Below are 20,327 nucleotides of genomic sequence, written 5' to 3'. Positions count from 1 at the left end.
TGATATGCAAGTCGATCTGGATGTCGATGGCACGCAAGTGACCGGGTTGCCGCGCTTTCAACAAGCGTCCACGCAGGGGCGACGTTTGCGTCGTCTGGCCATCGGTCTCGGCGGATTGGCCGGGGCAGGGTGGCTGCTGGCGCTGTTTGTCGAACTGTTTGCCGCGCAATCGATATGGCCGGCCTTGTTGGTGAATTTGGGCGCGGCTTTGCTGGTGCTGGTCGCCGGCTTGCAGTCGGCGTGGTGGGTGACGCAATGGCGTGCAGGGGTGATTGACCCGCCGATATCGGTGGCGCTGACCGAGGAGCTGGAGCCAGTAGCGCCAGATGGCTGGTACGAACGGCTGCTGGAGCGATTGAGTCAGCGTGGTCTGCACCTGCTCGGTCAGATTGGCGCGGCCACGTTGTGGCTGGGCGGCTGGTCAGTACTGGTGGTGCTCGCCGTCGGGCAGGTGTGGAATCTGGCATTGCCTGCCGCTGCGGTCGGGTTGTCGGCCACGGTGGGCGCGGCGCTGATGTTGCTGCTGGGTTTCGGCCTGCTGGTGCTGGAGCGGCAACTGGCTCAGGAGAGTCCGGCGCAATGGCCGGAAGCCGGGTCCCTCGCGCAACTGGCGCGAGTGGCGATCATCAGCCTGGTGCTGGGCGCGTTGTGCCTGCTGTTCGCCAGCGAGGCGTCGGTGTGGCCAGTACGGCTTGCGGTGTTGATCGGGATCTTGCCGGCATTCGTCGCGATCGAGTTGCTATTGCGCGCATTTCTATCGGTGTTCAGCCCTCGACGCGAGCAGCTCGAACCGACCCTGCTGGCGCGCAGTTTTGTTGCCGATATGCTGCGCTGGCCACCGCAGCCGTTGCTCGCCTTGCAGCATGAATTGCACAACCGTTTCGGCATCGATCTGCGCCAGATCTGGGCGTTCAGCTATATGCGCCGGGCCTTCCTGCCGGTACTGGCGCTGGTCGCTGCGGTCGGCTGGTTGCTGACCGGTATCCACGAAATCCCGCTGCAAGGGCGCGGTATCTACGAGCGCTTCGGCAAGCCGGTGCAAGTGTTCGGTCCGGGATTGCACGCCGGTCTGCCGTGGCCGTTGGGCCGTGTATTAAGCGTCGAGAACGGCGTGGTGCACGAGTTGGCAACCAGCGTCGGCGATGCTCCGGCGCCGACACAGGCTGACCCCGCCGAAGGCCCGGCGCCGATGACCGCCAACCGCTTGTGGGATGCCAGCCACGTCAACGACAAATCCCAGGTGATCGCCAGCAGCCGTGGCGATCAGCAGAGCTTTCAGATCGTCAACATGGACGTGCGCTTCGTTTATCGCATTGGTCTGCGTGATCAGGATGCCTTGGCCGCCACTTACAACAACGCTGATGTGCCGACGCTGATTCGCAGCACCGCGAGCCGGATTCTGGTGCACGATTTTGCCTCGCGCACCCTCGACGGTTTGCTCGGCGCTGACCGGGTAGGGCTGGGCGAAGAAATCGGCCGCGCAGTGCAAGGTGATCTACAGAAACTCGACAGCGGTGTGGAGATTCTCGCCACCGTGGTCGAAGCGATTCACCCGCCAGCCGGTGCGGCTAATGCTTATCACAGCGTGCAAGCAGCACAGATCGGCGCGCAGGCGTTGATCTCCCGTGAACGCGGCGCTGCGGCAGAAGCCAGTAATCAGGCGCAGTTGCAGGCCAGCCTGGCCCGCGATCAGGCGAGTGCCAGCGCCCGTGAAATCAACGCCACCGCGCAGGCGGCGGATCTGAAATTCAAGGCTGAGCAGAAAGCCTATTCCAGCGCTGGCCAGGCGTTCGTGCTTGAGCAATATCTGAATCAGCTCAGCATGGGTCTGAACAAGGCCAAATTGTTGGTACTCGACCACCGTTTAGGCGGCAGCAGCAATGCGCCGACCATCGATCTGCGTACGTTTACGCTGCCGGCTGATCCGACGCCTGCGCGCACCACCGCTCAACCAGGAGTTGCCCCTTGAGCCAGTCGCACTCTCACGATTCCCATGACCACAGCGGCCACGATCACGGCCATGCCGGGCATCACCATCATCATGGGCATCATCACCATCACCACGGAGCGCCGGAAGAGGCGGGGCCGCTCCCGTGGCGGCGCATGGGCTGGGCGCTGTTGCTGGTGGGGTTTGCCATCGCGGCGGCAAGCCTGGTTCAGGTGCGCTCGGGCGAGGCCACCGTCATCACCCGTTTCGGTAATCCGTCGCGGGTGCTGCTTGAGCCGGGTTTGAGCTGGCGCTGGCCGGCGCCGTTCGAAGCGGCGATCCCGGTGGATCTGCGCCTGCGTACCACCTCGAGTGGTTTGCAGGATGTCGGCACCCGCGACGGTTTGCGCATCATCGTTCAGGCCTACGTGGCGTGGCAGGTGCAGGGCGACCCGGACAATGTGCAGCGTTTCATGCGCGCGGTGCAGAACCAGCCGGACGAAGCGGCGCGGCAGATTCGCACCTTTGTTGGTTCGGCGCTGGAAACCACCGCCAGCAGTTTCGACCTGGCGGATCTGGTGAATACCGATGCCAGCAAAGTGCGTATCGCCGATTTCGAAGCGCAACTGCGTCAGCAGATCGACCAGCAGTTGCTGGCCACCTACGGCGTGCGTGTGGTTCAGGTGGGCATCGAACGCCTGACCTTGCCTTCGGTCACGCTCACGGCCACGGTTGATCGGATGCGCGCCGAGCGTGAAACAATCGCCACCGAACGCACCGCCATCGGCAAGCGAGAAGCCGCGCAGATCCGTTCTGCGGCCGAGCGCGATGCGCGAATTGTCCAGGCCGATGCCACGGTGAAGGCCGCAGAAATCGAAGCACAGTCGCGGGTCGAAGCCGCGCAAATCTACGGCCGTGCCTATGCTGGCTCGCCGCAGCTGTACAACCTGCTGCGCTCACTCGATACCCTTGGCACCATCGTTACGCCGGACACCAAGCTGATCCTGCGCACCGACGCCGCGCCATTCCGCGTGCTGGTGGACGGCCCGCCGACTGTTGAAAACAAATCCGGATCGCAGCCATGAGTGATGAAGTTCCACGTGGAACACATTCGTTGAGCAGTCCGTGGATTCAGGCCGGACGCCTGGCGTTTTTCGCCTTATATGCGGTAACGGTATTGGCTGCGTTGGCGTGGGCGTTTTCCAATGTGCGGCAGATTGATCCGCAAAATCGCGCGGTGGTCTTGCACTTTGGCGCACTGCACCGCGTCCAGAATGCCGGGCTGTTGCTGGCTTGGCCGCAGCCGTTCGAGCAGGTGGTTTTGCTGCCGGCAGCGGATCGGGTCATCGAACGCCGAGTGGAAAACCTGCTGCGCAGCAGTGAGGCGATCAAGGCTGATCGTGTAGCAACCTTCGCCACGCCACTGAGCGATGCACTGGCCGGTTCCGGCTATCTGCTGACCGGCGACGCCGGCGTGGTGCAACTGGATGTGCGGGTGTTTTACAAAGTCAGCGATCCCTATGACTTCGTGCTGCAGGGTGATCATGTGCTGCCAGCACTGGATCGGCTGGTCACCCGCAGCGCTGTGGCCCTGACCGCTGCTCGGGATCTGGATACGATTCTGGTCGCTCGGCCCGAGTTGATCGGTGCCGATAATCAGGCCGCCGAACGACGCGAGCGTCTGCGCGGTGATCTGGTGCAAGGCATCAACCAGCGTCTGGCTGAGTTGAAGGCGAGTGGGCAGGGCATCGGCATCGAAGTGGCGCGGGTCGACGTGCAGTCGAGTCTGCCGGATCCGGCCGTCAGCGCCTTCAATGCGGTATTGACCGCCAGTCAGCAAGCCGACAAAGCCGTCGCCAATGCACGCACCGAGGCGGAAAAACTCACCCAGACTGCGAACGAGCAAGCCGACCGCACGCTGCAAGTGGCCCATGCACAGGCAGGCGAACGCTTGGCCAAAGCCTCTGCCGACACTGCCACGGTCATGAGCCTGGCCAAGGCGCAACAACAAGGCACCGACCCGCAGATGCTCCTGCGGCTGTACCGCGAACGCATGCCGAAAATTCTTGGTCAGGCCGGTTCGGTGACCACGGTCGATCCGAAAGACGATTCCCGCCTGATCATTCAGGGAGCCAGTAAATGACTGCGACCACCGCTGCACCGAGCCTGTTGTCCTCGGCCGAACAGCGCCGCGCTGCTCGCCAATTGACTTTGGCAATGCTCGCCTTGGGCTTGCTCGGCCTTGGTTTGATCTGGCGCTGGATGGTGCCGGAGCAAACCGGTGTCAGTCAGTTGCTGCTGGGTTTCGCCTCTTTATTAGTAGCGGTGCCGGTGATGCGCTCTGCTTGGTACAGCTTGCGTTATCCGAGCCTGCACGGCATCACCGATCAACTGATTGCCCTGGCGATGCTCGGTGCCTGGGCAACCGGCGATCTGCTGACCGCCGCGTTGCTGCCGATCATTATGATCTTCGGCCACGTGCTGGAAGAGCGCAGCGTGATCGGCTCGCAGGAAGCGATTCACGCTCTCGGCCAATTGACCCGCAGTCACGCGCGCAAGATTCAGGCGGACGGCTCGATCATCGAAGTCGATAACGGCACCCTCCAACCCGGTGACACGGTCGAGGTGCGCGCCGGGGATCGTGTGCCCGCGGATGGTCGGGTGTTGTTCGGCCAAGCCAGCCTCGACACGGCGTCGATTACCGGCGAGTCGGTGCCAGTGGAAACGGCAGTGGGCATGACGGTGTTTGGCGGCGCGATCAACCTCGATGGCTTGCTGCGCATTGAGGTGACCCGCACCGGTGATCAATCGACGCTGGGCAAAGTCATCGCGCTGATGCAGAACGCCGAGCGTTCGAAGCCGCCGATCACCCGTCTGCTTGAACGTTATGCCGGCAGCTACATGGTGCTGGTGTTGCTGTTGGCGGCGGTGACCTGGTTTGTCACCCATGATGCGCAAGCGATGCTCGCGGTGCTGGTAGCCGCATGTCCTTGCGCTTTGGTGCTGTCGGCACCGGCCACAGCAATTGCCGGAGTGGCGGTGGCGGCGCGCCACGGTATTCTGATCCGCAGCTCGGCGTTCCTTGAGGAGTTGGCAGACCTCACATCACTGGTGGTCGACAAGACCGGCACGCTGACTTACGGCACCTTGCGTTTGCAATCGATCAGCAGCCCGCGTCTGGATCAGGCCTCGGTGATGGCGCTGGCCGCCAGTCTCGGTGCGGCCAGCAGTCATCCTGTCAGCCGGGCGTTGGCGGGGCTGGTGAGTCAAGAGCAGAGCCTGCCGCTAACAGATATTCACGAGCGTCAGGGTCTTGGGGTGGTCGCCATGACCACGCAGGGCGAGGCGGCGCTGGGGCGTCCCGAACTGTTCGCGCAACTGGGCATCGTCACTACCATCGTTCCCGAGCACGACGGGCCGATTGCCGGATTGGCACTGAACGGCGAATTTGTCGCCTGGCTGTTGCTGGCCGACAGCGTCAAACCGGAAGCTCGCTTTGCCCTCAGCGAATTGCGCGAGCTCGGTCTGGGTCGCCAGTTGCTGCTGACCGGCGACCGCCAGAGTGTTGCGCAGACCCTGGCCCGGGAGGTCGGCCTGCCAGAGGTGGAAGCGCAGGCGCTGCCTGAGGACAAGCTCAACCGCGTGCTCAAGGAAATCGACAACGGTTTCCGGCCGATGGTGGTGGGTGACGGCATCAATGATTCGCTGGCGCTCAAGGCCGGGGTGGTGGGTGTGGCGATGGGCGCCGGCGGTGCCGACATCGCGCTGGCCTCGGCGGATATCGTGTTGATCGGCAGCGATCTGCGCCGTCTGGGCACCTGTGTGCGGCTGAGTCGTCAGTGCCGTCGAACCTTGCAGGTCAACGTGATCATCGGTCTGGGCTGGACCCTGGCGATCGTGGTGTTTGCGGCGTTCGGCTGGCTCGGCGCGGCCGGAGCGATGATCGCCGCGCTGCTGCACAACCTCAGCACGCTGCTGGTGTTGGGCAATGCCGGACGGCTGCTGCGGTTTCAGGAGCCATTGCTCAAGCTCAAGGATGATCACTGAAGTGAGTTTCAGCGAACTGTGCGCCGAATAGGCAGTCATCTATGGAGAGGGCGCACACTTCACGCCGTTACCTGGGCTAAAGCAGTAGTGGGTGCATGACGGCATGCAGGAGCGCCTGGAACGATAGTCTCGGCTAATTAAATCGATAGCCTGCTATTTTTCAAGGATGGTCTACCCTCAGATCTGACGTCTGAAACAAGGGGGGATTTTCCATGCTCGCGCAACTTCCACCGGCCTTACAGAATCTGCAGCTTCCGCTTCGCTTGCGACTCTGGGATGGTCATGAGTTCAACCTGGGGCCGACGCCCAGTGTCACCATTGTGGTCAAGGACCCGACGATGGTCACCCAGTTCACCCATCCGAGTCTCGACGCGCTGGGGGCGGCGTTTGTCGAAGGCAGGCTGGAACTGGAGGGCTCGATCAGCGAGGTCATCCGGGTCTGCGACGAATTGAGCAGTGCCTTGCTTGATGAAGACGAAGGCGCTCAGCCGGTGCGTGCAGTGCACGACAAGGAAACCGACGCCAAAGCCATTTCCTATCACTACGACCTGTCCAACGCGTTCTATCAGCTGTGGCTGGACAGCGACATGGCGTATTCCTGCGCGTATTTCGAAACCGGCAGCGAAACTCTGGAACAGGCACAGCAGGCCAAGTTCCGACATCTGTGTCGCAAGCTGCGTTTGCAGCCGGGTGATTACCTGCTGGATGTCGGTTGCGGCTGGGGTGGTCTGGCGCGTTACGCGGCACGTGAATTCGGCGCCAAAGTGTTCGGCATCACCTTGAGCAAGGAACAGCTGGAACTGGCCCGGGAGCGGGTCAAGGCCGAGGGCCTGGAAGATCAGGTTGAGCTGCAATTGCTCGACTACCGCGATCTGCCGCAGGACGGGCGTTTCGACAAGGTAGTCAGCGTCGGCATGTTCGAACACGTCGGTCACGCCAACCTCGCTGAATACTGCAAAGTCCTGTTCGGTGCAGTGAAGGAGGGCGGTCTGGTGATGAATCACGGCATCACCGCCAAACACACCGATGGTCGTCCGGTAGGACGCGGCGCTGGCGACTTCATCGAGAAATACGTGTTCCCCAACGGCGAGCTGCCGCACCTGGCGATGATCTCGGCCGAGATCAGCGAAGCCGGACTGGAGATCGTCGACGTCGAAAGCCTGCGCCTGCATTACGCACGTACGCTGGATCACTGGAGCGAGCGTCTTGAGGACAACCTCGAAGCGGCCGGGAAACTGGTACCGGATCAGGCGTTGCGTATCTGGCGGCTGTATCTGGCTGGATGTGCCTACGCGTTCGCGCGTGGCTGGATCAACCTGCACCAGATTCTTGCGGTGAAGGCGCATCCGGATGGCAGCCATGAACTGCCCTGGACCCGCGACGACATTTATCACCCCTGAGGCCTGACGACCGTTCGCTCGTTCGAGCGAGCGGCCGGTTAAAGAATCGGTGAAATAAGCCGGGCGATCCGCATGCCGAGCTGTTGCAGGCGGTGGATCTCCCGGCTTTCTTCTTTGGCGACTTCATAAGCCTGCTCGAAGTCTTCGTTGAGCATCTGTTCCACGTGGGCGGCGAACTCGCTGTCGACGGTCAGCAGCATCACTTCGAAATTCAGCCGGAACGAGCGGTTGTCCAGATTGGCGCTGCCGATGGCGCTGATTTCGCTGTCAATCAACACCACTTTCTGATGCAGGAACCCCGGCTCGTAGCGGAATACCCGCACGCCGGCACGCACCGCTTCAAACGCATACAGGCTGGACGCGGCGTAGACGATGCGGTGATCAGGGCGTGAGGGCAGCAGCAGGCGCACGTCGACGCCGCGCAGCACCGCCAGGCGCAACGCGGCGAACACGGCTTCATCGGGAATGAAGTAGGGGCTGGTGATCCACACTCGTTCCGTCGCCGCGTGGATGGCTTCGACGAAGAACAGTGAACAGGTTTCGTAGGCATCCGCCGGGCCGCTCGCCAGCAATTGGCAGAGCACGCCATCTTCCGGGTAGACATCCGGCAGGATCAGCGGTGGCAACGTCCGTGCTGCCCAGAACCAGTCCTCGGCAAACGACTCCTGCATGCAGGCCACCACCGGCCCGCGCACCTGAACATGGGTATCGCGCCACGGCGCCAGGGGCGGTTTCGCGCCCATGTATTCATCGCCGACGTTATGCCCGCCGACGAAGCCGAGTACGCCATCGACCACGACGATTTTGCGGTGGTTGCGGAAATTCACCTGGAAGCGATTGAGCCAGCCGCTGCGTGTGGCGAAGGCTTTGACCTCGACACCGCCATCGCGCAGCGCCTGCACATAACTGTGGGGCAGGGCGTGGCTGCCGATCCGGTCGTAGAGCAGATGAATCGCCACGCCCTCAGCCGCTTTCTTCAGCAACAGATCGCGCAGGCGCTGACCGAGGCGGTCGTCATGGATGATGAAAAACTGTACCAGTACGGCTTCGCGCGCTTGATCGATGGCGTGGAAGATCGCCTCGAAGGTCGCGTGGCCATTCACCAGCAGTTGCACCTGGTTGTTCGCCAGGCACGGCATGCGTCCCAGTTTGGGCATGGCGCGCAGCGAGGCGTAGGCCTTCGAGGCGCGGGCGGTGAGGGCTTCTTCAACCCACGGGCGCCAGTTCAACTCGGAGATCGCCTGACGCATCTGTTCGTTGGCTTGACGCCGCGCCTTGATATAGCCGTCGAAGGTGCTGCGGCCGAAAACCAGATAAGGGATGAGGGTCAGGTAGGGAATGAAAATAAGCGACAATGCCCAGGCGATCGAGCCTTGGGCGGTGCGTACGGTCAGCACCGCATGGATGGCGGCGATCAAGCCGAGGCTATGTATCAGGGCGATCAGATAACCGAAAATGTGCGGTCCAAAATAATCCATGGGGCAGCCTTGCTCCTGAAGACTCAATGCGTAACAGACCATGTTCCGAGGCGAATGTCGCTATTTAATTGGTGCATGAACCGAAGCAATCGGCCGACGTCTAACGGCCACTACTGATCAGGAGTTTTTCGATGAACGTTCGTCTGCTGGGTTTGGCGCTGGGCCTGGGTTTGGCAATGCCGGTGGTTGCGCAGGCGCAAATGCTGCAGCCGGGGCTATGGGAAATGACCTCAAGCAACGTCAAGGTCGATGACCAGCCCATGGATGTGCAATCGATTCTTGGCCAGTTGCAAGGCCAGATGACCCCGCAACAGCGCGCGGCGCTGGAAAAGAACGGAATCAACATCGGCGGCAAGGGCATTCGTGCCTGCCTGACGCCGCAGCAAGTGGCGACCAACGATATTCCCTTGGCCGATCCGCAGTCGGGCTGCAAACAGCAGATCACCGAGCGCACCGGCAACCAGTGGAAATTCCGCTTCAGCTGCCCGAAAGCGCAAGGCACCGGGGTTGCCACGTTCCTCAGTGATCGTGAGTTCACCACGGTGGCCAACGGCACGTTCAACGCCATCGGGATCAACCAGAAGGGCAGCCTGGAAACCCGTGCGGTGTGGTTGGGTCAGGATTGCGGCACTGTGAAGCCAAGAGCTTAAAAGCTTCGCGAGCAAGCCCGCTCCCACAGGGGACAGCACAATCCTTGTGGGAGCGGGCTTGCTCGCGAAGGCGTCTTGGTTGTCACCGCATGAATCGCAGCGCCAGCCCCTGACATCCTTCGTTGATACGCTGCTCTCGCCAGGCAATCTGCCCCGACACCAACGTGGTATTCACCCGATAGCGAAAAGTCTTGTCAGCAAACGGCGTCCACCCGCATTGCGACAGAATCGGTTGCCGCGACACTTCAAGAGCCACAGGCTCAACCAGCACCAGATCCGCCCAATACCCCTCGCGCAAATAACCTCGATCCGGAATCGCAAACAGATCCGCCACCCGATGGCTGGTCTTCGCCACCAACGTGGTGATCGGCAGCACGCCATCGGCCACCAGCTCCAGCAGTGCCGGCAAAGCGTGTTGCACCAGCGGTAAACCGGACGGCGCATCGGCATACGGGCGCTGTTTTTCTGCCCAGGTATGTGGCGCGTGATCGCTGCCGATCACATCCAGTCGATTGCTCAACAAGGCCTGACGGAGCGCGTCTCGGTCGGCTTGTGTCTTGATCGCCGGGTTGCATTTGATCAGGTTGCCGAGGGCCGGATAGTCGCGGTCATCGAATAGCAGATGATGCAGGCAGACTTCGGCCGTGATGTGTTTCTGGGCGAGCGGCTTGTCCTCGAACAACTCGAGTTCGCGAGCGGTGGTCAGATGCAAAACGTGCAGGCGGGTGCCGTGACGCCTGGCCAGTTCCACTGCCAACGAAGAGGAGCGGTAGCAAGCCTCGGCATCGCGAATCAGTGCATGGATATTCGCGGGCAGGTGTTCGCCAAGACGTTCGCGCAGACGTGTTGCATTGGCCTCGATGCTCGGCGTGTGTTCGCAATGCGCCAGCAGTATCGTCGGCACTTCGGCGAATAAACGCTCAAGCGTTCTCGGATCGTCCACCAACATATTGCCGGTGGAGGCACCCATGAACACTTTGACCCCGGCCACTTCGCAGGGGTTGAGCGCGGCGACGGTGTCGAGGTTGTCCTGGCTCACGCCAAAGTGAAAGCCGTAGTTGGCCACGGAGTTAATTGCCGCCCGACGCTTTTTATCCGCCATCGCTTCGAGGGTGAGGGTGGGCGGCTGGGTGTTGGGCATGTCCATGAAACTGGTGATGCCGCCCGCCACCGCTGCGCGCGACTCGGTGTGGATGCAGCCCTTGGCCGGCGCCCCCGGCTCGCGAAAATGCACCTGGTCATCAATCATCCCCGGCAACAGCCATTGGCCATTGGCGTCGATTTCCACACGGGCATTTTCACCGTCGATGCTGCGCGCGATCTTGACGATGCGGCCATGGCTGACCAGCAGATCACCGTCGAACTCGCGTCCTTCATTGACCAGTCTGGCGTTGCGAATCAGCACGCTGCTCATGATTCAGAACTCGTTCTGCAAGGCTTTGTAGCCGCGTACCAGATCGACATTGGTGCGTGCCACGTCTTCGGAAAACTCCGAGGCGCTGACACTCACCGGCGGGAACTGCGAGAGGTCGGTATTGGGGCCGATGCGGGTGGTGGAGGGTACGTAGAACGCACCCGGCAAATCGCGGCCATCGACCACCGAGTTGTGCCGCACCACACAGCCGTCACCGACCACGCAATTGAACAGCACGCTGTTGAAGCCGATGAACACCCGGTCGCCGACTACGCACGGGCCGTGCACGATCGAGCGGTGAGCGATCGAGGTGAATTCGCCGATGGTCACCGCGGCGCCGGATTTGGAATGGATCACCACGCCGTCCTGGATGTTCGAATTGGCGCCGATGGTGATCGGCTCCATCGCACCTGAAGCGTCTACTTCATCGGCGCGGATCACTGCGTAGGGGCCGACGAACACGTTCTCGCCAACGACCACCTTGCCGCAGATGATCGCGGTTTTGTCGACGTAGGCCGACTCGGCAATTTGCGGCAGATCGCCGGAAGGATTCTTGCGGATCATGGTTGGCTCAGCGCGTTGTAAAGAGTGTTGAGGTTGTATTCGAACAGTCCGGTAAAGGTGCTGGCCGGGCCACTGGCGGCGAGGGCATCGGAGTAAAGGGTGCCGCCGATGTGTGCGCCGCTTTCGTCGGCGATCTGCTTGAGCAGGCGCGCGTCCTTGATGTTTTCCATGAACACCGCTTTGACCTTGGCCTGACGGATTTGGGTAATCAGTGCGGCGACTTCGGCGGCTGACGGTTCACGCTCTGTGGACAGACCTTGCGGCGCCATGAAGTCGATGCCGTAGGCCTGCCCGAGATAACCGAAGGCATCGTGGCTGGTGACGATCTTGCGATTGCCCGGTGGCAGCGAGCCGAGCTTGGCCTTGGCTTCGGCGAGCAGGGCGTAGATCTGTTTCAGGTAGGTCTGGCTGTTGCGTTGGTAGTCGGCCTTGTTCGCCGGATCAGCGGCGATCAGCGCCTTGGTGATGTTGGCGATGTACAGTTCGGTATTGGCCAGGTTGTGCCAGGCGTGCGGGTCGGGAATGGTCTCGCCGTCTTCCACCAGCGAGCGTGGAATTACGCCATGACTGGCATTGATGACGGGGGCTTTGGTCTCGGTGCTGGTCACCAGGCGATCGAGCCATGGCTCGAAACCCAGGCCATTCTTGATAATCAGTTTGGCTTTGAGCAGCGCTTTGGCATCATCAGGCGTCGGTTCATAGGTGTGTGCGTCGGCGTCCGGGCCGACCATGTTGGTGATCTGGATATGCTCGCCACCCACCTGGTGAACCATGTCGGCGAGGATGCTGAAGCTGGTGACCACCGGCAATTTTTCCGCCGCCGATAACGACATCGACAGCAGCAAGCTGAACAACACGAGTAGAGCGCGCATCGGGAAACACCTCATTGGGATGTGAGCAAAGGCGGGCGGCGCAACAAGCCGTGCACCGGCCCGAACACCACGGACAGCAGATAACCGATACCCGCGACCAGCACGATCGCCGGACCGCTCGGCAGCGAGTAGTAGAACGAGATCAACAATCCGCACCACACCGAGAGGCAGCCGATAAGCGCCGAGATGGCAATCAGGCTCGGCAGGCGACGACTCCAGAACCGTGATGCGGCGGCGGGCAGCATCATCAGGCCGACCACCATCAAGGCGCCGATGGCCTGGAAACCGATCACCAGATTGAGCACCACCAAGGTCAGGAACACGCCGTGGGCGAGTGGACCGAGACGGCTGACGGTTTGCAGGAATAGAGGATCGAGGGTATCGAGCAGCAGCGGTTTGTAGATCAAGGCCATGGCGACCAGACTCAGTCCCGACACCCACAACATTCCATTGAGGGTCGGACCGTCGACGGCGAGCGCTGAGCCGAACAGCAAGTGCAGCAAGTCGAGGCGCTTGCCGGCGATGCCAAGAATCAGCACGCCACTGGCGAGCGAGATCGGGTAGATCGCGGCGAGGCTGGCGTCTTCGCGCAGGCCGGTGCGACGGGTAATCCAGGCGGCGAGACCGGCCATGCCCAGGCCGGCGCCCAGACCACCGAAGGTCAACGCGGGCAGACTCAGACCGGCGAGCCAGAAGCCCAATGCCGCGCCGGGAAGGATACCGTGGGCAACGGCGTCACCGATCAGGCTCATGCGCCGCAGGATCAGAAACACGCCAAGTGGCGCTGTGCTGCAGGCCAATACCAGTCCGCCGAGCAGCGCTCGGCGCATGAACACGAACTCGCTGAACGGTTGCCAGAGGTGGGCGACGGTGAGCATCAGGCCACCTGCATATTGGGTGTTTGCTGAATCAGTTCGGCACTGGGTCCGAACAGGCATTCGCGGTTTTTGATCAGCAGTGTCTGCGGGATGTGTTGGCGGACGGCGGCGAGGTCATGGCAGACCATCAGCAGTGTTCGTCCTTCGGAGTGCCAGGCATGGATGTGTTGCCAGAGTAACTGCTGGCCCAGTTCATCGAGTGCTGCGTGGGGTTCGTCGAGGAGTAGCAATGGGGCGTCGGTTAGACTCAAACGGGCGAGCAGGGCACGTTGCAACTCGCCACCGGAAAGAGCCATCAGCGGGCGCTTTTCCAATCCGCTCAAGTGCCAATTTTCCAGGGCGTTGACGAGTCGTTGTGCGCGCAGTTGCGTCGACAATCGACGCCCCCAGAAACCCGCGGCTACCAGTTCTTCGAGGCTGATGGGGAACTGCCGGTCGAGGTGTTGCTGTTGCGGCAGGAACGCAAAACCGCCCTGACGTGGAACACCCAGTGCGACCTTTCCCGATAACGGCTTCTGCAATCCGGCGATGACTTTCAACAGGCTGCTCTTACCGCAGCCGTTGGCGCCGATGATGGCGCCGAGGCTGCCGTGTTCCAGCGAGAGGGTCAGTGGCGAAGTCAGTGGTTGGCCGGGTGCGCCCCAACTCAGGGTGTGGCAACGGATCATTGGAGTTCTCGATGCCAGTGGCTTTCGGCGACCGCGTCGTGGGCGTGCAGGCTTTCGGCGTGGATCACTCGCAGGTGGAATCCGCTGACGCCGGGGGAGCGGCGCAGAGCCAGATTAAGTCGTCGCGCGGCGTCTTCGCAGAACATCAGGTTCTGTCCATTGGCCAACGCGAAGGCTTGCTCGTCGGCGCGTTTCACGGCGGTTTGCACGGCGGTGCCGAGCGCCGCTTCGGCGTCATTGATGATCACACTCAGGGGAAGCTCGTCGATGAACTCGTCGAGGTGCATATGCAATTGCGCGGTGCTGCGTTGGCTGTGCGGGGTGGCGACAATGCCTTGGCTTGATCCTAGCCAGGCCAAAACTTCGGCATGTTGCAGTGGCTTGTTGGCGAAATCATCGATGAATTGCTGCTGAATCAATTGTCGCGCCAGCGCTGCTGAGCAGGGGCAAGTTGAGGAGTAGGGCACCTCGATTTTCAGTTCCACGTGGAACACTTGGTTTTTCAGACTCGCTGAAATGCTCACTGGGTAGCTCTTCCAACCCGCTAGAGGGCTGACTAACGCGGGCCTTTTCAGCAGCACTTCGCAGTGGATTTTCAGGTAGGCGCTGTTGGATAAACCGTCATGGCTGACCAGAAATTCCTCGAGAACCTGGCGCAATAGGGAGGGAGAGAGGTCCTGCCGCTCAAGTGCCGCCAGTGCGAGATATAGCCGCGACATGTGAATGCCGCGCGCTTCGCCATCATCGAGACTCACGCCTGCATCTGCTTTTGCGCTCAGACGCTGGCCTTGCAATAAAACAGGCAGAGCAATGCCGCACATTCCCACCCAATCAAGCGGTAACGCCTGCCGAGCGGCTTGAGTCGAAATATCCGGAAGTGTCAGCGAATTCATGTTCGGAACCATCGTGTTGATTGAATTAGATGTTACATTATAACAATTCAAATCACGATGCCTTTTTCATGAACAGGCTTTCATATGCACCGACGTCATCTGCTCAACCTGCTTCTGGCCAGCACGGCCTTGGCTTTTCCCTTCACCGTTTCGGCTACGCAAATTCGCAATGCACGCCTCTGGCGTTCGGATGACAAGCTCAGATTGGTGTTCGATCTGAGCGGTCCGGTGCGCTACAAAACCTTTTCGCTGAGCGCTCCAGAACGCTTGATCATCGACCTTTCCGGGGCGAGTTTGAGTGGCGATTTCAGTCAATTGAAGCTTGCCGATACTGCGATTCGTTCGATTCGAACAGGGCACTTTGGTCAAGGTGATACACGGATCGTTCTCGACCTGCACCATCCGGTGCTATTGAACAGCTTCCTTTTGGCGCCTCAAGATGGTCAAGGACACCGCTTGGTGCTGGATCTGGTAAACGCCAAACAGGCATCCAGTCTGGCAATGGTTCCACGTGAAACACCTCAGACTCACCCCAAGCGCGACATCATCGTTGTCGTTGATCCTGGGCACGGAGGGAAAGATCCAGGTGCAGTCGGCGCCAAGGGTGAGCGGGAAAAAGATGTGGTTCTTGCCATCGCTCAGTTGCTCGCCAAACGCCTGAAAAGGGAGAAAGGCTTCGACGTCAAACTGGTGCGCAATGACGACTTCTTCGTGCCGCTGCGCAAGCGTGTGGACATCGCACGTCAGCACAAGGCCGACATGTTTATTTCGGTGCACGCCGATGCGGCGCCGCGTCTTACCGCGTCGGGAGCATCTGTATATTGCTTGTCTGAAGGTGGTGCGACGTCAGCAACTGCACGCTTCATGGCACAGCGAGAGAATGGCGCGGATCTGCTGGGCGCGACCAGTCTGCTCAACCTTAAGGACAAAGATCCGATGCTCGCCGGCGTGATTCTCGACATGTCGATGAATGCCACCATTGCCGCCAGTTTGCAACTCGGCAGCACCGTTCTCGGCAGTCTGGCGGGCATTACCACGCTGCATCAGAAGCGCGTGGAGCAGGCAGGGTTTGCCGTGCTGAAGTCGCCGGACGTGCCGTCGATTCTGGTGGAAACCGGCTTCATTTCCAACGCCCGTGACAGCCAGCGCCTGGTCACGCCTCGACATCAGCAGGCCGTGGCGGATGGTTTATTCGAAGGACTGCAGCGTTACTTCCAGAAGAATCCGCCAGTAGATAGCTACATCGCCTGGCAGCAGGAGCAGCAAGAAGCGCAGGTTTAGCAGCCGGTGATCCGACTGCAGGTGAACTTGGCGCTGCTGCCGCCAGAGCTGGAAAAGCGATTGATCGTCGTCCAGCCAACGCGACGGGTGTAGCCAACCCAGGCTTCGCCGTCAGAGGTGAGCCCGGTGAAGAACGTCAGCTGGCCGAAACGACTGTTGGTCTGTGCCCAGTAGCGATTGCCGCCCTTTTCAAAGCCCCGCAGGTAAATCGTGCTGCCCACCGTGTTTACGCTGTAGGTATTGCCCTGCGCATCGATGCAGGCCAGCAGATTGGCGCTGCGTGTGCAGTTGGCGAGTGCAGGAATTTGTCCCCATGCGTTGGCCCACGATAGCAACGCGAGACTCAGCAGCGAGCATTTCAGGGCAATTTTCATCTCGGTATCCGATGGGTAGTTTGCGTGCAGCTTCCAGCGCTTTATCGGTTTGGGCAAGAGCGAGGCTGGCTTATTTATATTGTTATGCTATAACATAAATTTGAATTGAGCCTGAGCTCGCCGATTGCAAGCGTCTGCTTCTGCCAAAGCGCTGTTTTGAAGCTCAAGTACGCGGTGAGCTACGCCAAAACAGGCCAAAGCGCACATCGGCCACAACCTGATGAGGATTATCCAATGTCATCTCCACTTCCCGTGACCGTTCTATCGGGCTTTCTCGGCGCCGGAAAAAGTACACTTTTGAATTACGTACTACGTAATCGAGAAGGTTTGCGCGTTGCGGTCATCGTTAACGATATGAGCGAAATCAACATTGATGGCAGCGAAGTCCAGCGCGATGTCAGCCTTAACCGTGCGGAAGAAAAACTGGTGGAGATGAGCAACGGTTGTATCTGCTGTACGTTACGCGAGGACCTGCTCGAAGAAGTCAGCAAACTTGCCCGCGAAGGAAGATTCGATTACTTGCTCATCGAATCTACCGGTATTTCCGAACCACTGCCGGTAGCCGAGACGTTTACCTTCCGCGATGAACAGGGCCAGAGCCTGGCTGACGTCGCGCGGCTCGACACCATGGTGACGGTAGTCGACGGCGTGAATTTCCTCCTCGACTATCAGGCCGCCGAGAGTCTGGCTTCCCGAGGCGAGACACTGGGCGATGAAGATGAACGCTCGATCACCGATCTGCTGATCGAACAAATCGAGTTCGCCGATGTACTGCTGATCAGCAAGATCGACCTCATCAGCCGCCAGGAGCGCGAAGAGCTGATGGCCATCCTCAAGCGTCTCAACGCCCAAGCGGAGATCATCCCGATGGTGATGGGCGAGGTGCCGCTAGAGAAGATCCTCAACACCGGGCGTTTCGATTTCGAGAAAGCCGCTCAGGCCCCGGGCTGGTTGCAGGAATTGCGTGGTGAGCACGTGCCGGAAACCACGGAATACGGCATCGCCTCGACGGCCTACCGCGCACGCCGGCCTTTCCATCCGCAGCGCTTTTTCGACTTCATCGATCGGCCATGGCCGAACGGCAAACTGCTGCGCTCCAAAGGCTTCTTCTGGCTCGCCAGCAAACCCTCCGACGCAGGCAGTTGGTCGCAGGCCGGCGGTTTGATGCGCCATGGTTTCGCCGGTCGCTGGTGGCGTTTCGTGCCGAAAAACCAATGGCCGCAGGATCAGGAAAGTACCACAGCGATCATGGAGAACTGGACACCGAGCGTTGGAGATTGTCGTCAGGAGCTGGTATTCATCGGCCAGAACATCGACTTCGTACAGCTCAAGTCGGAGCTCGACGCCTGCCTGCTGACTGATGAAGAAATGGCCATTGGCGCAGATGGTTGGCGCAGGCTGCCGGACCCGTTCGGCCCTTGGCACGAAGAGGCCGCCTGATGCTTGCGCTCAAACTGCAGCAAAACCGGGCGCGCCATCAGCATCAGGGGGTGACGCCGAAAACGCTGACGCGAATCCTCGAAGACGACGTCAATCTCGCGGTCTGGCAGCGCCAACTGCCGCTGCACATCGCCGATTTCGCAGAGTTGCTGCTGTCGCTCAACGAGCCTTTGGCGGAATCACTGTGCATCGAATTGCCGAATGAAGACGCCGACCCTGATCTGCAAGGACTGGCCGCCGGGTTCCGTGATCTGCAAGGCTACGAGGGCTTCATCGCGGACCTGCAATGGCTGGTGAGTGCCTTCGCCTGTCTGCTGGGCGCTCGCCGCATCGGTTTGCGCCTGCGGGTGTTGGACAAAGCCATGTGCCCACGCTTCCATGTCGATCATGTGCCGGTGCGCTTGATTACAACCTACGGCGGGATCGGCAGTCAGTGGCTCAAGGAAGGCGTGATGGATCGCGAGCAATTGGGCCAGGCAAACGCCGAACCACGGGACATCGCGAACATCCAGCAACTGCAGAGCGGTGACGTGGCGTTATTGAAAGGCGAGAAGTGGCACGGCAATGAAGGCTATGGCTTGATTCATCGCTCCCCGCAACCGGCGCCGGGTGAGCGACGTCTGCTGCTCACCCTCGATTGGCTCGGCTGACGGCTCAAGGCTTGAGCCACTTGCCCTGGCTCTGGCCTTCGCAGTACGGCTGCAAATACGCCGCGTCGGAGGCGACGCCGTAATAGTGGATATCCTGGCGATAGGGCATATTGGCGACTTGCGCGTTGCTGCACACGCCGAACGCGCCGCTCGGGCATTGATCGACGTACTGCACCTCGACTTTCTGCCCGGCCAGGGTCGGTTGGCAGAAGCCGTCGCTGAACAGCTTCTCGGGAATATTGCGGTTCTGCTGGCAGACTTTGACGTCGAGTCGCTCGCCCTGGCTGTGTACCACGCAAGCCTGGGCCCATGCTTCGCTCGACAGCAGCATCAACAGCAACGACCATCCCATCCAACGCATGTCCAATCCCCTCAGAAAACGCCCAGTCATGTTGCAGAACATTCCTACCCATGTCATCGCCGGCCCTTTGGGCGCTGGCAAGACCAGCCTGATTCGCCAGCTCATGGCCCAACGGCCGGACGGCGAGCGATGGGCGGTGCTGATCAACGAGTTCGGTCAGATCGGCCTCGATGCCGCGTTGCTGACACGCGACGCCGATGGTATCGCACTGGGCGAAGTCGCCGGAGGGTGTCTGTGCTGCGTGAATGGTGCGCCGTTTCAAATCGGCCTCGGCCGTTTGCTGCGCAAAGCCAGGCCGGATCGGCTGTTCATCGAGCCGTCCGGGCTGGGCCATCCGGCGCAGTTGCTCAAGCAGTTAAGCGAAGCACCGTGGTTGGGTGTACTGGCGCTGCAGCCCTGTGTGTTAGTGCTGGATGCCCAGGCGCTGGCCGCCGGGAAAGCCTTGCCGCCCGCTCAGCAGGAGGCTTTGGCCAGCGCCGGCCTGCTGTTGCTGAACAAGGCAGAAAGTCTGGATGAGGCTGCACGGCAGACCATCGTCGAGCGTTTGCCGGCAGTCAAAATGATCTGGACGCAGCAGGCGCAACTGCCGTTGAGCGAGCTGCCGGGTGTGGCTGCGCAAGCGGGGGCTGCGGTGGATAACCTTGTTGTGCCCGAGGGATCGGGACCGATTCCGGCGATCTGGAGCGACCCGGCATCGCCGATCTGCCTGAGTCAGGCACAGGAGGGCGGTTGGAGCATCGGCTGGCGTTGGCACCCTGGACAGACGTTCGATACGCAACGTCTGAGCCAATGGCTGCAGAGCCTGGACTGGCGGCGGGCCAAACTGGTTATCCACAGCGCCGAGGGCTGGGTGTCGGCCAATGCCGTGGATAACGCCGAACTGGATTGGCAACCGAGTGAGTGGCGACGGGATTCACGTATAGAGCTGATCTTTGCCGATGCACAACGTATCGATGCTTTGCAGTCAGGCCTGACGCAATGCCGGGTGCAGGCGGGTTAGCTCAAGGCTTCCACTTGTTGTGTTCCTGCCGCCACTGGCTCAGTTCGATCACTTCGGCCCTTGGGCGGGTAACTTCGACCACCGGCGGCGTATCGTCGAACGGCGCCGGGTAGGGCGCCAGTTCGATTTGCGCACTGTGCGCGCCGAACTGGGTGATGGTGCCGTTGTGCCGGGTTTCACCGGTCACGGTGAACTCGAAGTTATAGACCCGGGCCAGGCGCCGCCGCCCGCTGGCATCCTTGATCAAACCGATTTTTTTCAACGCGACGTTACCGTCCAGCAGCTCGACGCCGACGTTGATGCAATGCTGCTTGACCCGCTCCAGCGCCCGCTCGCGCAAGCCGTGGTTGTGCCATAGCCATGCGCCGGCTGCGGCGAACAGCATCAGCACGAAGATGTTTTCGAGGGTCAGCATCAACAGGAAACTCCA

Annotated in this window: 20 protein-coding genes; 10 read left to right on the top strand and 10 right to left on the bottom strand. The window is 60.8% G+C overall.

Features of this window, described 5'->3' with window-relative positions; translation table 11 throughout:
* Positions 1–4: 4 nt before the first annotated feature.
* The 5 genes from hflK (QRN61_RS06830) (at position 5) to cfaB (ending at position 7,374) form a co-directional block, all read left to right on the top strand.
* A complete protein-coding gene (gene hflK, locus QRN61_RS06830; RefSeq protein WP_285373505.1) occupies positions 5–1,969 on the top strand; it encodes a protease modulator HflK in 1,965 nt (654 codons plus the stop codon).
* Positions 1,966–3,012, top strand: a complete 1,047-nt coding sequence (hflC, locus tag QRN61_RS06825) for a protease modulator HflC (RefSeq protein WP_027610319.1) — start codon at positions 1,966–1,968, stop codon at positions 3,010–3,012. Before hflK (QRN61_RS06830) ends, hflC begins: the two co-directional genes overlap by 4 nt.
* On the top strand, positions 3,009–4,070 hold the full coding sequence (gene hflK, locus QRN61_RS06820; RefSeq protein ID WP_027610320.1) for a protease modulator HflK: 1,062 nt from the start codon (positions 3,009–3,011) through the stop codon (positions 4,068–4,070). Before hflC ends, hflK (QRN61_RS06820) begins: the two co-directional genes overlap by 4 nt.
* On the top strand, positions 4,067–5,974 hold the full coding sequence (locus QRN61_RS06815; protein WP_285373458.1) for a heavy metal translocating P-type ATPase: 1,908 nt from the start codon (positions 4,067–4,069) through the stop codon (positions 5,972–5,974). The genes hflK (QRN61_RS06820) and QRN61_RS06815 overlap by 4 nt, the downstream gene beginning before the upstream one ends.
* Positions 5,975–6,186: 212 nt before the next feature.
* Positions 6,187–7,374: a C17 cyclopropane fatty acid synthase CfaB gene (gene cfaB / locus QRN61_RS06810; protein ID WP_183783342.1), complete on the top strand. Its 1,188-nt coding sequence runs from the start codon at positions 6,187–6,189 to the stop codon at positions 7,372–7,374.
* Between the two features lie 38 nt (positions 7,375–7,412).
* On the opposite strand, the gene cls is transcribed toward cfaB, so the two are convergent.
* Complete coding sequence (gene cls / locus QRN61_RS06805; protein WP_096795441.1) at positions 7,413–8,852, bottom strand: cardiolipin synthase; 1,440 nt, start codon at positions 8,850–8,852, stop codon at positions 7,413–7,415.
* 131 nt (positions 8,853–8,983) lie between these two features.
* Between cls and QRN61_RS06800 the strand changes: the two genes are divergently transcribed.
* Positions 8,984–9,502, top strand: coding sequence for a DUF3617 domain-containing protein (locus QRN61_RS06800; RefSeq protein ID WP_027610324.1), 519 nt, complete (start codon positions 8,984–8,986; stop codon positions 9,500–9,502).
* Between the two features lie 82 nt (positions 9,503–9,584).
* On the opposite strand, the gene QRN61_RS06795 is transcribed toward QRN61_RS06800, so the two are convergent.
* Genes QRN61_RS06795 through folE2 form a run of 6 tightly spaced genes read right to left on the bottom strand, consistent with a single transcriptional unit; the run spans position 9,585 to position 14,791 of the window.
* A complete protein-coding gene (locus tag QRN61_RS06795) occupies positions 9,585–10,916 on the bottom strand; it encodes a dihydroorotase (protein ID WP_183783338.1) in 1,332 nt (443 codons plus the stop codon).
* Between the two features lie 3 nt (positions 10,917–10,919).
* Positions 10,920–11,480, bottom strand: a complete 561-nt coding sequence (locus QRN61_RS06790; RefSeq protein ID WP_183783336.1) for a gamma carbonic anhydrase family protein — start codon at positions 11,478–11,480, stop codon at positions 10,920–10,922.
* A complete protein-coding gene (locus QRN61_RS06785) occupies positions 11,477–12,352 on the bottom strand; it encodes a metal ABC transporter substrate-binding protein (protein WP_097090255.1) in 876 nt (291 codons plus the stop codon). Before QRN61_RS06785 ends, QRN61_RS06790 begins: the two co-directional genes overlap by 4 nt.
* An 11-nt stretch (positions 12,353–12,363) precedes the next feature.
* A complete protein-coding gene (locus tag QRN61_RS06780) occupies positions 12,364–13,230 on the bottom strand; it encodes a metal ABC transporter permease (RefSeq protein ID WP_285373457.1) in 867 nt (288 codons plus the stop codon).
* Positions 13,230–13,898 (bottom strand): metal ABC transporter ATP-binding protein, encoded by a 669-nt coding sequence (locus QRN61_RS06775; RefSeq protein ID WP_285373456.1) that lies wholly within the window; start codon positions 13,896–13,898, stop codon positions 13,230–13,232. Before QRN61_RS06775 ends, QRN61_RS06780 begins: the two co-directional genes overlap by 1 nt.
* Entirely contained in the window at positions 13,895–14,791 is an 897-nt protein-coding gene (folE2, locus tag QRN61_RS06770) for a GTP cyclohydrolase FolE2 (protein WP_285373455.1), read from the bottom strand. Before folE2 ends, QRN61_RS06775 begins: the two co-directional genes overlap by 4 nt.
* An 84-nt stretch (positions 14,792–14,875) precedes the next feature.
* Between folE2 and QRN61_RS06765 the strand changes: the two genes are divergently transcribed.
* Positions 14,876–16,072 carry an N-acetylmuramoyl-L-alanine amidase gene (locus QRN61_RS06765; protein ID WP_285373454.1) on the top strand — a complete coding sequence of 399 codons (1,197 nt, stop codon included), beginning with the start codon at positions 14,876–14,878 and terminating at the stop codon, positions 16,070–16,072.
* Here the strand turns inward: QRN61_RS06765 and QRN61_RS06760 are convergent.
* A complete protein-coding gene (locus QRN61_RS06760; RefSeq protein WP_285373453.1) occupies positions 16,069–16,446 on the bottom strand; it encodes a glutamine synthetase in 378 nt (125 codons plus the stop codon). The two genes, QRN61_RS06765 and QRN61_RS06760, sit on opposite strands and share 4 nt — an antisense overlap.
* A 234-nt stretch (positions 16,447–16,680) precedes the next feature.
* On the opposite strand from QRN61_RS06760, the gene zigA reads away from it, so the two are divergent.
* Both zigA and QRN61_RS06750 read left to right on the top strand, forming a co-directional pair.
* A complete protein-coding gene (zigA, locus tag QRN61_RS06755; protein ID WP_285373452.1) occupies positions 16,681–17,886 on the top strand; it encodes a zinc metallochaperone GTPase ZigA in 1,206 nt (401 codons plus the stop codon).
* Positions 17,886–18,536 carry a DUF1826 domain-containing protein gene (locus tag QRN61_RS06750; RefSeq protein WP_123585917.1) on the top strand — a complete coding sequence of 217 codons (651 nt, stop codon included), beginning with the start codon at positions 17,886–17,888 and terminating at the stop codon, positions 18,534–18,536. Before zigA ends, QRN61_RS06750 begins: the two co-directional genes overlap by 1 nt.
* Before the next feature lie 4 nt (positions 18,537–18,540).
* On the opposite strand, the gene QRN61_RS06745 is transcribed toward QRN61_RS06750, so the two are convergent.
* On the bottom strand, positions 18,541–18,897 hold the full coding sequence (locus tag QRN61_RS06745; protein WP_096795431.1) for an NADH:ubiquinone oxidoreductase: 357 nt from the start codon (positions 18,895–18,897) through the stop codon (positions 18,541–18,543).
* Positions 18,898–18,925: 28 nt separating this feature from the next.
* On the opposite strand from QRN61_RS06745, the gene QRN61_RS06740 reads away from it, so the two are divergent.
* Positions 18,926–19,897, top strand: coding sequence for a CobW family GTP-binding protein (locus QRN61_RS06740; RefSeq protein WP_096795430.1), 972 nt, complete (start codon positions 18,926–18,928; stop codon positions 19,895–19,897).
* Between the two features lies 1 nt (position 19,898).
* Here the strand turns inward: QRN61_RS06740 and QRN61_RS06735 are convergent, their stop codons facing one another.
* On the bottom strand, positions 19,899–20,312 hold the full coding sequence (locus tag QRN61_RS06735; RefSeq protein ID WP_025112628.1) for a DUF3301 domain-containing protein: 414 nt from the start codon (positions 20,310–20,312) through the stop codon (positions 19,899–19,901).
* Positions 20,313–20,327: the final 15 nt, after the last annotated feature.

The organism is Pseudomonas sp. lyk4-TYG-107, from assembly GCF_030209055.1.
Lineage (GTDB): Bacteria > Pseudomonadota > Gammaproteobacteria > Pseudomonadales > Pseudomonadaceae > Aquipseudomonas > Aquipseudomonas putida_A.
Note: the sequence above shows the minus strand (reverse complement) of the source record. Positions and strands in the feature narration are given on the sequence as shown.